At 63.9% G+C, this 14011-nt stretch carries 12 protein-coding genes; 9 read left to right on the forward strand and 3 right to left on the reverse strand.

The window, feature by feature from the left end:
* The first annotated feature begins 211 nt into the window (after nt 1–211).
* Nucleotides 212–682 carry a histidine kinase gene (locus tag BOSE127_RS17515; protein WP_373562229.1) on the forward strand — a complete coding sequence of 157 codons (471 nt, stop codon included), beginning with the start codon at nt 212–214 and terminating at the stop codon, nt 680–682.
* A 963-nt stretch (nt 683–1645) separates the two neighbouring features.
* Here BOSE127_RS17515 and BOSE127_RS17410 read toward each other — a convergent pair.
* Both BOSE127_RS17410 and BOSE127_RS16940 read right to left on the reverse strand, forming a co-directional pair.
* Nucleotides 1646–2095, reverse strand: a complete 450-nt coding sequence (locus BOSE127_RS17410; RefSeq protein WP_236559607.1) for a hypothetical protein — start codon at nt 2093–2095, stop codon at nt 1646–1648.
* Between the two features lie 732 nt (nt 2096–2827).
* Nucleotides 2828–3274, reverse strand: a complete 447-nt coding sequence (locus BOSE127_RS16940) for a hypothetical protein (protein WP_159558251.1) — start codon at nt 3272–3274, stop codon at nt 2828–2830.
* A 131-nt stretch (nt 3275–3405) separates the two neighbouring features.
* Here BOSE127_RS16940 and BOSE127_RS16945 point away from each other — a divergent pair, with 131 nt between their 5' ends.
* The gene (locus BOSE127_RS16945; protein ID WP_159558253.1) at nt 3406–4506 is read left to right on the forward strand and encodes a VanZ family protein; all 1101 of its coding nucleotides are present in this window, start codon (nt 3406–3408) and stop codon (nt 4504–4506) included.
* Nucleotides 4507–4594: 88 nt separating this feature from the next.
* On the opposite strand, the gene BOSE127_RS16950 is transcribed toward BOSE127_RS16945, so the two are convergent.
* Nucleotides 4595–5626 carry a PDDEXK nuclease domain-containing protein gene (locus BOSE127_RS16950; RefSeq protein WP_201296720.1) on the reverse strand — a complete coding sequence of 344 codons (1032 nt, stop codon included), beginning with the start codon at nt 5624–5626 and terminating at the stop codon, nt 4595–4597.
* A 108-nt stretch (nt 5627–5734) separates the two neighbouring features.
* On the opposite strand from BOSE127_RS16950, the gene BOSE127_RS16955 reads away from it, so the two are divergent.
* From BOSE127_RS16955 to BOSE127_RS16985, 7 genes are all read left to right on the forward strand, one after another.
* Nucleotides 5735–6079 carry a histone-like nucleoid-structuring protein Lsr2 gene (locus BOSE127_RS16955; RefSeq protein WP_159558255.1) on the forward strand — a complete coding sequence of 115 codons (345 nt, stop codon included), beginning with the start codon at nt 5735–5737 and terminating at the stop codon, nt 6077–6079.
* A gap of 263 nt (nt 6080–6342) precedes the next feature.
* A complete protein-coding gene (locus BOSE127_RS16960) occupies nt 6343–6741 on the forward strand; it encodes a hypothetical protein (protein ID WP_159558257.1) in 399 nt (132 codons plus the stop codon).
* Between the two features lie 125 nt (nt 6742–6866).
* Nucleotides 6867–8117 carry a hypothetical protein gene (locus BOSE127_RS16965; protein ID WP_236559608.1) on the forward strand — a complete coding sequence of 417 codons (1251 nt, stop codon included), beginning with the start codon at nt 6867–6869 and terminating at the stop codon, nt 8115–8117.
* A gap of 727 nt (nt 8118–8844) precedes the next feature.
* Complete coding sequence (locus tag BOSE127_RS16970; protein ID WP_159558261.1) at nt 8845–9048, forward strand: hypothetical protein; 204 nt, start codon at nt 8845–8847, stop codon at nt 9046–9048.
* 261 nt (nt 9049–9309) lie between these two features.
* Nucleotides 9310–9498, forward strand: a complete 189-nt coding sequence (locus BOSE127_RS16975) for a hypothetical protein (protein WP_236558890.1) — start codon at nt 9310–9312, stop codon at nt 9496–9498.
* Nucleotides 9499–9591: 93 nt separating this feature from the next.
* Entirely contained in the window at nt 9592–11124 is a 1533-nt protein-coding gene (locus tag BOSE127_RS16980; protein ID WP_159558263.1) for a glycosyltransferase family 39 protein, read from the forward strand.
* A 377-nt stretch (nt 11125–11501) separates the two neighbouring features.
* A complete protein-coding gene (locus BOSE127_RS16985; RefSeq protein WP_159558265.1) occupies nt 11502–13952 on the forward strand; it encodes a hypothetical protein in 2451 nt (816 codons plus the stop codon).
* Nucleotides 13953–14011 lie beyond the last annotated feature (59 nt).

Genomic DNA, 14011 nt, shown 5'->3' on the forward strand with positions numbered 1-14011 from the left:
CACTCGCCTTCTCCGACCGGGCCGGGCTCCCAAGCGGCCGAGGGCCGCGGCATGCGGGGTGCGGGGTGCGCGGTGCGCGGTGCGCGGTGCGCGGTGCGCGGTGCGCGGTGCGCGGTGCGCGGTGCGCGGTGCGCATGATCGTTCGATAAGCCGACGGCGGTCCACCCCGAGGATGATGCCTCGCGGGGACGCGCGACTTACCGTTGGCGGGATGCGCACAGAACCGTTGTCTCATCCGACTCCGTCCGAAGAATGTGGGCAGGCTCGGACAGGGCTCGCCGTCGGCCGGACGCGCGCGGCCCGGAGCAGCACACGTCGGGCGCAACTGCTCGCGGAGCGGGATGCTGCGAGAGCCGAGCACGCAGTCGCGATCGAGCAAGAGCGTCTCCGGGCCGCTCGTGAGATGCACGACGTTATTGCGCATCGCTTGGCGGCGATCCTTGCGCTGGCCGAGGGAGCGCAGTTCGCGCGTGCAGCGTCGAGCTCCGCGACCGAACAGGTCGCCGCAGCACTCGAGAGCATCGGAGCGCTCGGCCGTGATGCTCTCAGCGAGACTCGTGGGTTCCTCAGCGGGCTGCGCACTGCAGGGAACGTGTCGCCGACGAATCCAGACGAGCTCTTACTCAGGCTCCGGGAGATTAGCCCACGTGTGGGCGCTGACGCAGACCGGTCTGGCGGATGACGAGAGCAGACCCTCGACACCGCTCCTGGTCCCCTACCCGGGCCCATGGGCACCGGTCTTGCCGATATCAACGACGAGGTCTGCGCAGCGCGGCAAAGAGTTGCAATGCCGCCGTCATGGCCCGCCTCCGAGCGAGGCTGAAGAGCCAGCGTCCGCGCCGTCGGGCGGACCTGAATCCCCAGCTGCTGAGCGAGCGCCGCCCCAGGGAACACCTTCGACACTCAGTCCGAGGCTGAACAGCATCGACACGACGCGCGGGATCCTGTTGCCAATCGTGACCGGGACGGCCCGCCCTGGCAGCTCGGTGATGGTGACTGTCGGCGACGTAGTCACCTCAGTTCAGGCAGACGCCGAAGGGAAGTGGTTGACGCCGCCAGTTTCGGTTAGAGCCGGAAGCCACGCGGTGTAGGCCGACTCAGACGGTCAACGCACCGCAACATGGCGTGTGACGATCACCGCTCCTCTTGGACGGGATGCTTGGTTCGGGCCGCCGGAGCCAGGGAACTCCGGCGGCCCGCCCAGGAGCACAACAAAGTTGCCGCTCACTGGGCGAGAGGCAAGGCTCGACTTGCGCTCTCACTTCCTTCAGACGGCGGCTCGAGCAGTTGATGACGCGGGTACGGGCACGAAGTTCGGGGCAGTTCGCCGCGCCTTGTGGTGCCACGACTTCGCAAGGCACGGTCGAGCTGACGTCCGAGCCCCTGCGCTGCTGCCCCTCGCGGTGGGCACGCTCGGCGCGACCGGGCTCGGTGCCTTCGTCACTTCGGGCGAATCCGCCCATGCGGACACGCTCACCGCTCACCGGTCGTCGGTTGAGCCAGGCTCTCGCCGCAGACGTTCCGGTCTCCTCCTCGTTTCAGGAGCAGTCGTAGCCGTGATCTTGATCGGGGCAGGTGTCGGTTTCGCTGTTGACGGGCATCAGCCGAATGGCACGCCCGAAATCGCGTCAACCCCGACGGCGGCTCACCCCTCGCCCTCGCCCTCGTCGTCCGGGCGACCGACATCGCCACCGACGAACAAAGCCACCGACAGCCCGGCTCCTGCCGCCTCCCCGACCTCGGAGCCGCCTGTGGCCGGCAAGCCAGACCGGCCGCAGGGAAAGGCGTCGTCTGCCCCCACCTCCGAGCCTGTTCCGACCTCTCCCCTCGCCGTTAGCCCAAGCATCAGCGGTATCGACGCTGGAGGAGGTCTTCTCCTGCCGATCGTGTCTGGGACGGCTAGCTCCGGGGGTTCGGTGTTGGTGTCTGTCGGTGGTGCGAACACGCTTGTGCAGGCAGATGCTTCCGGAAGATGGTCGACGCCACCTGTCGCTGTTCCCGCGGGGACATACCAGGTGTATGCCACTGCAGCTGGGCAGCGCACTGCAGCGCAGACCGTCACAATCACCGCCCCCATGGTCTTCCTGTCAAGCACGCGCGACGGTCTGACAGTGACAGTTCGAGGTGCCGCTCAGACTCGGTACGCGATTCGCGTTGACGGCCAGTCACAGGGGTCGGTGCTCACCGATCGCGCCGGCAAGGGGACGGTCACTGTTGCGGGTGAAGGCGCGCGGACGGTTGAGGCCGCTGCCTCAACCGGCACGCGCGTCGGACCGGCGACTTCGATTCGATCGGACTGACATCCTCACCAGCCCGACAACGATGCACTAACGCCACCGCCGGCTGGTCCCGCCCTTTCCGCGGTTCTCGATCAGATGTCGCGTGTCTCGCACGACCGATCCCGGCGCCGGAACCGATTGGACAGCTGCCGTGAAGAGGAGCTCAGGCGAGATCTTCGGAAGCAGGAATGGCGCTGCGCCGATTCGCCCTCGTGCTTCTGATGGGCGTGGGAAGTGCCTCCTCAGGGAGGCATTCTTCATGCTCGCTGAGGAGGGGTGGACCGGAGGTCGCCACGACTCTGGGTCAGATCCTCGCGGCTGGTTCGTGACCAGCTCCGTGAGGCCTGCGGTCTCGGGCCAATCGATTGTTTCGTCAGCCGGAGCGAGCAAATCGCCAGCGACGTCGTGAGCTCGTCCGCTCGTCCGCTCGTCGAGAGTGGCCTCCCCGCATCACACGGGTCGCTCTCGGTCGTGTCAGAGACCTAAAGGGCGGGCCTGCTTGGTTATTCGATGCAGAGGCACACAATGCTTCGGGCGCGAATGACCAGTTACTTGAAGGACGGGGTGCGAACCGAGCAGTCCACCGGCTCACCCGGCCCATCAGAGGTCTGCTTGGCGATCTCCCGCTTGCCATCGAGCAAGATCCGGCATTCAGCTGTCACTCCCGGCGCCGGCGTCGCACTGACCGAAGCCCGCTGCTTGGCGAGGACCACGGCTTCGTGCACCCACGCCGACCCTGCACCGTCCGTGCGGGTAGTGGCTTCCGTTCCGATCTTGTGCAGCTTCGACTCGTCACCTCGAGCTTCCGCTCCCTCGACGCGGATATCGGAAAGCGTCGAGCCGGTTGGGTCATCGACGCGGATCTCGTAGGTCACCGCCCAGGCATCGCCCGTCTGCTGCTGCACGAACGCGCACCCCGAGGCGGCAAGAACGACAGAACCGGCGAGCAGGCTCACTGCGGCGAGACGAATGGAACGACGAGTGCGTGTCTTCATGGCTTCAGCGTGGAGGACGAGGGGGCCGATGTCGTCAACCTCACCGCGCCACTCAGTGAGCCGATCGAGGGATGTGGAATACATCTCAAGGCCGATATTCGCGATTGGATAGTTCCGGTATTTTACGTGGTATGGGCACAGTTTTTCCCGGCGTCATCGCGCTCGCTATCGGCTTCGCGCTCAGCGTCGCCGCACTCGTGCCATGGATCGCACGCGAGTACCGGACGCACGGCCAACTTCGGTTCCGCCGCTCCCTCGTCGCGTTCGGCGCGCTTGTCTACGCTCTCGCATTGCTGACGTACACACTGTTGCCCCTGCCCGCGGACGTCTCGACGATGTGCCAGGCATCAGCCGGGCCCCAGCTGCGTCCCTTCTCCTTCCTCGCCGATATCGCCAAGGAAGGGGGCATCAGCGGCCCGCGCTCCCTTGTCTCGAACCCGGCGGCCGCGCAAGTGATCTTCAACGTGCTGCTGTTCCTACCGCTGGGTGCGTTCGCCAAGCACGCCCTCGCCCGACACCGACTCCTCATGGGGCTCCTCGCGGGCTTCGGTGCTGGGCTGGTCGTGTCGCTGCTCATCGAGACCACGCAGCTCACCGGCGACTGGTTCCTCTACCCGTGCTCGTATCGCCTGTTCGACTTCGACGACCTCTTCGCGAACACCGCCGGCGCTCTGCTCGGCACACTCCTCGCGCCGCTCGTCGGACTCCTCGCTGGAGCCAGCAGCTCGAGCACCGACGACGCTGAAGCGCCGCGACCGGTAACAGCAGCTCGCAGGTTCTCGGGCATCCTGTCCGACGTCCTGGCTATCTGGTTCGTGTCAGCTGCCATCAGCCTTGGAACGGCGCTGGCCTGGACAGCCGCCGGGCGGAACCCACAGTCACCGCAGCTCACCGCACTCGTCGACGTGTCCGCGCTCGTTGCGCCTCTTCTGCAACTCGTCGTCGTCCTCCTGTCCGGCCGCACGTTGGGCGAGCACGTCGTGCGTCTGAGGCCACGGCCTGTCCCGAACGTCGGGAAGCGGTTGGCGCGCTGGGCACTCGGATCCGGCGGGTGGGCCACATTGCTCGCACTCGGCTTCCCGTTTTCCGGGTTCCTCGCGTTCTGCCTCGCGATCGCCTCGATCATTGCTGTGTGGAAGACGAGAGCTCACCGCGGCCTCGCGCTTGCGTTGACCGGAATCGAAATCGAAGACGAGCGGGTTGCGGTATCGCCGCGGTCCCTCGCCGAGTGAGCATCGGACACGGAACAGTGCCGTCGTCTCGACAACGGATCTGCTTCTGGACGTCTCCCTAGCGACGTAAGGCGCTGACGAGCCGGCGCTAGGAGTCCGCTGGGTCCTGCGCCGTGGTGAGCGCGGAAGCCAGGTCAGCTTCCGAAGGCAGAGCCGCCCGCACCGCCGGCGGAAGGAGGTCGTAGCTGGCCACACCAATCGGCGTCTGCTGGCCTGCGAGTGAATAGCGGACGACGGTGTCGTTCTTGTCCGCGACCAGCAGCAAGCCGACCGTGTCCGCGTGCTGAGGTCGGCGGAGCTTGTCGTCGACGAGTGCGACGTAGAAGCCGAGCTGGCCGAGATACTCCGGCCTGAACTTTCCGGTCTTGAGCTCGATCACGACATACCGGAGCTGCTCGACGTGGAAGAACAGCAAGTCGACGTAAAAGTCGTCCCCGTCGACGTCGAAGTGCACCTGCCGGCCAACGAACGCGAACCCCTCCCCGAGCTCGCGGAGGGTATCGATGATCCGATCGACCAGTGCCTGCTCGAGGTGGCGTTCCTTCGCGTCACCGTCGAGCGCGAGGAAGTCCAGCACGTACGGGTCCTTCGTGATCTGCTGCGCCAGATCCGAGTCCCCCGGCGGGAGCACCTCAGCGAAGTTCGTCGGCGCCGCCTGCAGCCGGGCGTGCGCTGCGGAGCGGATCTGGTGCTCGAGGACGTTCCGCGACCACCCGTGGGCGGCCGCTTGGCCGGCGTACCAGTCCCGGAGCTCGTGGTCATCGAGCCGGTCGAGGAGGACGGTGATGTGCCCCCAGGGCAGTTGTGCAACAGCCTGTTGCAGAATCTGCTCGTCCGGCCACGCCGCCGCGAACGCTCGCATGTAGGCGAGGTTCCGCGGGGAGAAGCCCTTCATCTCCGGGAACTCAGCACGCAGATCCGTCGCGAGCCGACCGATGACGTTGCTCCCCCATCCATCCTCGCCCTGACGCTGCAGGATCGTTGCGCCGATTCCCCAATAGAGGCGGATGAGTTCCGTGTTCACGCGGCGCTGCGCCGTGAACCGGGCAGCACGCACTTGCTGCTTCAGCTCGGCAAGAGCAGCGGCATACCCGGATACGGCTGGCGACGAATCAGACATCACCGCTCAGTCTGCCCGACCAGCCGATCGGAAGAAGAACGAACGAAGCGTTCTACGGGATCAGCTATGCCAGGGTGGAGAGGATCCCCGAGCGAAAGGCGACCTCCCATGGCGCAAAAAGTCACCACGCACCTCGTCGACGACCTCACCGGCGACACCATCGAAGACGGCAAGGGCCGTACCATCACGTTCGGCTTCGACGGCGCCTACTACGAAATCGACCTCACCGACGACAACGCCGACGCGCTCCGCGAAGCGTTCTCCGACTACATCGCCGCCGCCCGCAAGGTCACCAGCCGCGCTGGCCGCACCAGTGCGGGCAGCGCGCCGAAGCGCGGCAACTCGGAAGAGCTCGCGAAGATCCGCGAATGGGCGAACGCGAACGGCCACGAAGTCTCCTCCCGCGGCCGCATCAGCCAGACCGTCCGCGACGCATACGACGCCGCACACTGACGCCACTCCCCCACAAAAAGAGCCGGGCGCCCTCGAGGGCGGCCGGCTCTTCTCATTGGCGCCGATACGGCGCTCGTGTGTCACACTCTCGGCCGTCCGTTAAGTGGCCACGCATGACCTGGCATGACGACCAGCGGTCGCGTTCCGCACCAGTTGGTAGTTCTAACGGCAACTCGACCTGCTCAAACGAAGAGTATCGGTCTGCCATCTGCCAGTCTTATTCCATGATGAGGTCGCAAATACCGGTACGCCGAGGTGCTGCTGTGCTGGCTGTCGCTACAGGCCTCACTGTCACCCTCGCCGGGTGCGCCCAGGAACAAGCTGACCCGCTCGAGGTCACAAACACTGCAACGATCAACGACATCACGGACAACACAGACACGGGCTTCTACACAGTCGACTCGGCCGTGTTGAACACGACATCCGTTGACACCGAACTGACCCTCGGGTTCACGATCCTCAAAAGTAACGGGATCAAGTTCAGTCCGGTGTCGACGATCACGTTTAGCGACGGTACAGAGTTGACGTGTGAAGCCGATGACCCACGTAGGGTTCCGTCGCTCGTGGACACTACGGACTCTTGGGATTTCGCTTGTGAGGCAGACGAGTTCCCGGAGGACAGCGACGGCGCGAAGCTCGTTGTCGTCGATGACTACAACTGACGTCACAGATCCTGCTGGCGGCCGAGCAGCGGGCAGCGGAATCGCCACGAGGGAACCGGCGGCGGTTCCAAGTATGTGGGTGCCGACCAGTAGATTGAAGAGAAGCTCGCTGATCGGAGGACCCAGTGTTGAAATCGGAATTCCAGGCGCATCCGCTGTGGGACACGTTGCAGACCGCGTCGACGCTGATCGGCTCTCTTCATGATGAGGTGAGCGATGCGGAACGAAGCGAGCTAAACCGGGTGCGAGAGTTGCTGGCTTTCTCGCAGGCGGTGAAACCGCTCGGCGCACACAACGCCCGCCGGTTCAACCAGGCACTTCTAGACGAATTACACAGCCCGTGGACCTCCGCGCTGTCCTACTTGCAGAACCGGTCCACCACCGCCAGTCCGTCTTACACCGATCAAGCCGTCATCTATGCGGAGGGCACCCTGCAACCGCTGTACGCGATGTGGACGCCTCCGTTGCCTCCGGCACAACAGGCGCAGCTCCGGAGCTTCTACGACGACCTCGTCGAACAGCAGGACGTGGACATCGCCCTCCTACACGAGAAACGAACTGCGCTCGGCGAACGGCTGGAGGAGCTCGGCGAGGAGGCGGAGCAGCGGTTTACGGTGGTCTCTACGGCGTTGGAATCGTTGCAGAACACGGCGAGCAGTGCCGGCGAAACCGTTGACGGGTACGAGGCGCGCGTTGACACAGTCGTCGACAACGGCACCAAACGAATCAACGAACTTGAGTCGACAAACACGAAGAACTACACGGCGTGGCAGCAAGCGCAAGGGGAGCGGTTCGATGAGGACTTCGCCCCATTCAAGGCGGCAATTGAGCAAAAACTCCAGGAAGCCGACGGCACGCTTCAACGACTGCGGGAGACAAACAAGGAGTACGAGACTCTTACTGCAGCGGCGGCAGCGAACACCCTTGCACATAGTTTCTCACGGGAGGCGCTCACCACTCGTGTTGTCGGACTATGCCTCTACGGTCTCGGGTTCGTGCTGCTGTGCACAGCGGCGGTACCACTGATCCTGCTGCTGACCCAGCCTGTGAAAGAGGGCGCCGGCGAGGCGCTGTGGGCAACGTTCGCCGTCCGCGCCGCCATTGGGGCTTTGGCTGCATCCGCCGCCACCGTAGCGATCCGGCTCGGGTCACGGTTCGTGTCGTCTGGGCAAGATAGCAAGCGCACGGAGTTGGAGCTTCGGGCGTTCGGTCCGTTCCTGGCGAACGTCGACAAGTCCGAGTCCGACACCGCTCGGCTGGAGTTCGTGGACCGTGCCTTCGGACCACGTGCTATCGATGACCGCCACGACGAAGCCATCCCGGTATCGACGTTCTCGCAAATCCTCGCTGCGGTCACCAAGCTCATAGGTCGCTGATCGGGTCCCATGGGACGGGTGAACTAGGGATGCCGAGGAGGGTCCGCGGTAAACCCTACGGTTGTCAAGGCGGGGTCGGTTTCGTCGCAGGTTGCGCTGCGATCAGTCGTCGAACCTCTCGAATCTTTGACTCGCTCAGCATGTGCAGCTATGTAGCGCTGGGGCATACCCCAGCGCAACAGACGACCGTCGGGCGGTTTCGCGTGGTTCTCGGGTGCCTGCTCGGCCTTTTGCGGCAGAAGTGCGCGAGAGTCTAGGAGTGGTGCAATACAAGATGCAGACCGTCGCTTACGTTCGAGTGAGCTCGTCCGATCAGAACCTCGATCGACAGCTCGAGGCGATCGGCGACGTCAACCGAGAGACGAGCCCGGAAACTGACGGACGACCAGCTCATCGAAGCACGGCGGCTGATCAGCACTGGTGTAGCCAAGGCTGCCGTGGCGTGTGACCTGGGCGTCGACCGCACGACGCTCTATCGGATGCTGGCCTCCAGCACGCTCCCACCGCCCGGATTCGCGACCCGAGTGCGCGCGACGCTGACACCGTCAGCAGCGGGCAGGGACCTGGACCTGGACCTGGACCTGGACCTGGAGCGTCTCCACCTCCCGATCATCGAAGCGCACGCTGCGGACGACGCAACGCAACCCACCCTTCCCGGCGATGGTGTGGACACAGCCGCTCGTTTACGATGAGGAGCCAAACGGCTCGAACAACAGGGGGATGCACGATGAGCAAGATCAAACAGGCACTGGTCGGCATGGGGATGGTAGTTGCGCTGGCGGGAGTGGGTGTGGTCCTGCCCACTGCTGCAGCTCCGGCACATGCTGGACCAGTCGTCTGCCACACGTGGACCGAGACGGTCCACGCGAAGAACTGCGACAAGAAGCGGCAGATCTGCACCGCGTACATCTATCACCGGATCTGCGACTGATCGACAGCCACCGCACGCGGTAGGGGTCGCGCGCCATCGACGGTCGCGTGACCCCTGTCGTCGGCAAACGCCCGTGCAGAAGGCATCTCCACCACGCCCCGCCCCGCAAGATGACCCGAGAGCCGTGGGGCTGACGTGTCGGTTCAGCCGACGCACGCCCGTCACGACTGGCGATCCCCGATCGGACGCCAGACGCCTTGTGCTGAAACAATCAGTCTCAGTAGCCGTCCTTCCTTGGGACACTGCGGGGCTCCTGTCGGCATGCGCCCCTGGACAGGGCTCATGTTCACCGAGCGGGAGTTCGGTGTCTCGAAGATGAGCGGCAACATCGTCCGCGAGAGCCTGACGCTCGTGACGAAGTGGGGCATCGACTGCCGCATCCGCGAGACCCGCTCCCTGGTCAAGGACCACCGCAAGCTGCCCTCCGTGCGGAACAACACCCACTCCTAGCCTGCGCGCAGCACCGCAGTCACGGCTGGATGCTCGACCACTCGCCGACATCAGAGTCGGGGCTCGAGTGCGGCTGCCCATACGCTGGCGGGTGTGCATGCTGACGTGAAGCGGGACACCCGCAGGAACGCCCGATGGGTCATCGCCGGCGGGGCCGCCCTCTTCGGCACGCTCATCACCCTGGTTGCGATCACCCACCGGACGATCTGGCTCGACGAGACCGCGACCATCGCAGCGTCAACCCGGTCGTGGGATGCGCTGCAGGACCTGATCGGCAGGATCGACCTGGTGCATGCGGCGTACTACGTCGGCATGCACCTCTGGTTCGACCTCGTCGGCTACAGCCCCTTCACGCTCCGCTTCCCGTCCGCCGTCGCGATCGGACTGGCAGGCGGGCTCGTCGTCCTGCTCGCTGAGCGGCTGTTCTCCCTCGCCACGGCGACGATCTCCGCGATCATCCTGCCCCTACTACCCGTCGTCGCATCGGCCGGCACGTCCGGACGCTCCCCAGCGTTCGAGCTCCTGCTGGCGGTACTCACCACTGTGCTCCTCGTCCACGCTTTGGACGCCACCGACGGGCGGAAACCGCCGCTGCTGATCACCCTGTGGTGGCTGCTGTACGCGGTCTTCGCTTACGTGTCGGTGCTGGTGTTCCTGTGGGCGGCACTCATCGTCGCCGCGCACGCCCTGACGGTGTTCCTCCGCTTCCTCTTCGCACCGAAGCAGCGCTGGATCGGTCTCGCGGCCGCAGCGTGGACGATCGCCATCCTCGGCGTCGCCGTCGTGCCGTTCGTTCGCGCAACGATCCCGCAGTCCCGACAGATCGGATGGCTGCAGGCACCCACCTGGCACAGCGCCATCGAAAACGGATGGCGGCTGCAGTTCTTCGACTTCGCGCTCGTCACCACCACCAGGTCCTTCGTGACCGCAGTCGCCGTCGTGTCCTGGTTGCTGGTCCTCGTCGGTGTCGCGTTCGCGCTCCGAAAGCGAAGGGAAGCGCTGGTGGTGATGCTGCCGTGGCTAATCGTGCCCACCGTGGCGCTGCTCGCCGCATCGCACTTCTACAAGCCCGTCTACAACGCCCGCTACGTCACGTACTCCGCGCCGGCACTCGCGATCCTCATCGCCGCCGGCATCGTCGCCCTCCTCCCCTACGCGAAGGGCATCATCAGTGGCCTGCTCCTCATCGCATTCCTCATCCCCGCCGGACAGGTGTGGTGGAGCATCCGGTACGCATCCCCGAAGAGCACCGATCTCGCCACCGCCGCACGGGAGCTCACCGAGGCACGCCAGGACGAGCGGGGCCCAGCCGGACTCATCCTCGGGAAGATGCACCGGCCAGCCGACCAACTGACCATCGCTTACCCGTCATCCGTCGAGGGGTTGAAGGACCTCTGGACGAAGACGAGCGCGGCGGACATGAACTACTTCTTCGCGCGCATGCACGGCGCCGTCAACGCAGCGAACGACACCAAGGGTCTCCGCACTGTCTGGTACATCGGCGACAACCCAGCCGAACTCGACCAGGTCGCGGCGGCCCTCCGCAATGCGGGGTTCAAGGAGCAGAAGAAGCTCAACTACGGCGGGGCCGGCGAACGCAACTTCATTACTGAGTTCACCCGCTGAGTACTCGAGCGAAGACGCCTTCATTCATGCAGCATCCCGTCGAGTCTGACGAGCGGAAGGGCTGCGGCACTCAGCAGTCACGCATTCGCGATGCTCCTCAGCCGGCTCGGCTTCGCTCAAAGTGAGGCAACCGTAGGGATTTAGACTCCCAGACCGCCGCAGGTCGCCCTCCTGTGCTTCCTCGCACCCCGCCTATCTGAGCGTCCATTAAGCCCACAGCGGTACTAACCCCTCTGATCGGGTCTTTCTCTCAGCGCCCCCAAACGGGTGCCACCCTGTCGTACTCAGCTTCCTCCTAAGCTTCGGGGGTTGACAGCAGCTCGTGCTGTCTGATCGATCTAGGGGGTTCCGTGCGCTCGATGCTGCACGCTCCGCGTATGGGAAAGCGCAGCATCGCTGCCGCAATCCTCGGCGCGATTGCACTGGTTGGTTCGTTACTGGTCGCCACGCCGGCTCAGGCGTTGAATGATTCCGGAACTGGTGGAGTATTTGTTCCCGCGAGCGGCCGGATTCTCGACACGGCGAAGGGTACTGGCGGTTTCAGTACGCCGATGGAAGCGGGCAAGTACCGCACGATCAAGGTCGCTGGTCTCGCTGGTTTGCCGGAGGACGGCTCCGTTGGCGCCGTTTCCCTCAACGCAACCGTAGGCACCACCCCAGACAACGGCACGCTGTTCGGTCGCCCCAACGCTGACACGTCACGCACCACGATGTTGATCTACAACGACCACACCGGCGAGTACGTTTCGAACACGGCGACGGTCGCGGTTGGTGCAGACGGAACGATCCAGATCATGACCGAAACCACGGCTCGCGTGATCCTCGACGTGCAGGGGTATTACACAGCGAACATCGACGGCACCTCTGCTGGCGGCTTCATCCCCGTCGCAGGGAAGCGGGTTGTGGACACCCGCTCCGGGCTCGGCACCGCCAAGGCATCGATCGCGCCGGGTAAGAGCATCGACGTGCAGGTAGCGGGTACCAATAGCATTCCATCAGACGCATCAGGTGCCGTCGTGAACCTGATCGCTATCAACTCTACGAACTTGGACGGCAACCTCACGCCCTACGCTGCCGATTCACCGAGACCGCAGAACTCGCTGCACTACGCCCCTTCGGAGACCACCTCAGTCCAGGCGCAAGTTGCCCTCTCTCCGACCGGCAAGATGACGATTGCGAACTCATCGACCACGATCAACCTTGTCGTGGATCTGCAGGGCTACTTCACTGCCGCAGGTAAGTCCGGCGCGAGCTTCACGCCCGCCACCGGCCGCGCCTACAACTCACGCGCAACCGGAAATACCCCGCTAGCGAAGAACGAAACCCGTTCCATCCAGATTGCCGGCCAAGCTGGTGTTCCCGTGATGGGTTCGGGGATCACCGCCGTAGTGCTGACCCTCATCGTCTCGCACGGCGGCAGCGACGGCCGTGCCACCGTTTGGGCTGACGGCACAACCAAACCCGACACCACCGCGATCAACTTCCAGACAGACGATATTCGCACCAACACCATCACTGTCCCCCTCGGCGCCAACGGCAAAATCGACCTCAACAACGTAGCGGACGCGACGCACTACATCGTGGACGTTCAGGGTTGGTATGTGAACACGATGGCCCCGACAATCTCCTGCCCGACCGAATACAAAGCTGGCAGTTGGACGACGCATTCGGATGGCGCTGACATCGTCTGCAAAGTCACAGCGCACCCCTCAGCGGACTCAGACTCTTACCTGATCACGCTCTTGAACGACGACCCGATCGACACCCTGCCACTCACCAGCGACAACGGTGCGTCGGTCAACGTCACCATCCCTGGCACACCCGGCTGGCATCGCGTTACGGCAATCATCACCAACGCTATGGGCGACACCGAAGAGCAAGAGTTCGCATTCGGACTAAACGCAACAGCCCCAAGCGCCACCCTCACGGCGATCGAGAACGCCACTCCCGAGTCCCTCATGGATTTGTCATCTCTGAAAAAGACCACCAGCGGCGCAGTGGCAATCCAGACGACCGATGAGGTAGCCGTAACGGTTCCGAATAGCGCCACGGACAGAATCACCTTGGATCCCACCGCCTCCGATTCCGCAAGCACCATCCTCTCAGCGGCCCTTCCTTTCGCCGCCGGAGCAACCGCTGCTGTGTCCGAAACAGACGGCGTCGTTTCCTACAACAATCAAAACGGCTCTAGCACCGTACCCATCGTGCACTCAGACGGCGCCGTTCAAGTCGCCACCGTGATCGAAACAGCTCAAGCCCCGACCCGCTTCGCGTATCCTCTGGGCCTGCCGGAAGGTAGCCAAATCGCGACGACCGAAGACGGGGCGCTGGTTATCACGGATAGCTCCGGCTTCTTTATCGGCTCCTTGAACGCGCCGTGGGCGAAGGATGCACGAGGCGCTGACGTTCCAACGCGCTACGAGGTCGATGGTGACACCGTTACGCAGGTGGTCGACATTAGCAATGTGGACAGCTTCCCCGTGGTTGCCGACCCTGATCTTTGGACCACTATCAAGAATGTAGCGGGTTGCGCTCTCGATATCGCGTCTTGGACCCTACCGGCCGCGAAGGCAGTACAAAAGCTTGCGAAGGTTGAAAAGATTATCAAAAGCTCTAAGAAGGTCATCAAGGCCTACAACGAGCTTGGTGGCAAGCTTGATAAGGTCATGAAGTCACTGAAGAAGTATGTTGCCAACAAGTCCAGCCTGTCGAAGAAGAAGGTTGGCGCCTGGGGGACTATCATCTCACTGGTTGGTGCCGGGCTCTTTGAGTTGCTAGGTATCGGGAATTGTGTTGAATTGGTCAAATCGTTCGCGGTGAGGAAATGAACAATATCGACAATGACAAGGGATCACCTAAACTGCTGCAGCAACTATCATTTCCGTCC

The sequence above is a fragment of the Curtobacterium sp. 8I-2 genome, assembly GCF_902506155.1.
GTDB lineage: Bacteria > Actinomycetota > Actinomycetes > Actinomycetales > Microbacteriaceae > Curtobacterium > Curtobacterium poinsettiae.

Excerpts from the sequence above, each read along its gene's own strand:
- BOSE127_RS16955 (WP_159558255.1), top strand. The coding sequence starts at position 5,735 with ATGGCGCAAAAAGTCACCACGCACCTCGTCGACGACCTCACCGGCGAC.
- BOSE127_RS16945 (WP_159558253.1), top strand. The coding sequence starts at position 3,406 with ATGGGCACAGTTTTTCCCGGCGTCATCGCGCTCGCTATCGGCTTCGCG.
- BOSE127_RS17515 (WP_373562229.1), top strand. The coding sequence starts at position 212 with ATGCGCACAGAACCGTTGTCTCATCCGACTCCGTCCGAAGAATGTGGG.
- BOSE127_RS16975 (WP_236558890.1), top strand. The coding sequence starts at position 9,310 with ATGCGCCCCTGGACAGGGCTCATGTTCACCGAGCGGGAGTTCGGTGTC.
- BOSE127_RS16985 (WP_159558265.1), top strand. The coding sequence starts at position 11,502 with ATGGGAAAGCGCAGCATCGCTGCCGCAATCCTCGGCGCGATTGCACTG.
- BOSE127_RS16970 (WP_159558261.1), top strand. The coding sequence starts at position 8,845 with ATGAGCAAGATCAAACAGGCACTGGTCGGCATGGGGATGGTAGTTGCG.
- BOSE127_RS16950 (WP_201296720.1), bottom strand. The coding sequence starts at position 5,626 with ATGTCTGATTCGTCGCCAGCCGTATCCGGGTATGCCGCTGCTCTTGCC.
- BOSE127_RS16940 (WP_159558251.1), bottom strand. The coding sequence starts at position 3,274 with ATGAAGACACGCACTCGTCGTTCCATTCGTCTCGCCGCAGTGAGCCTG.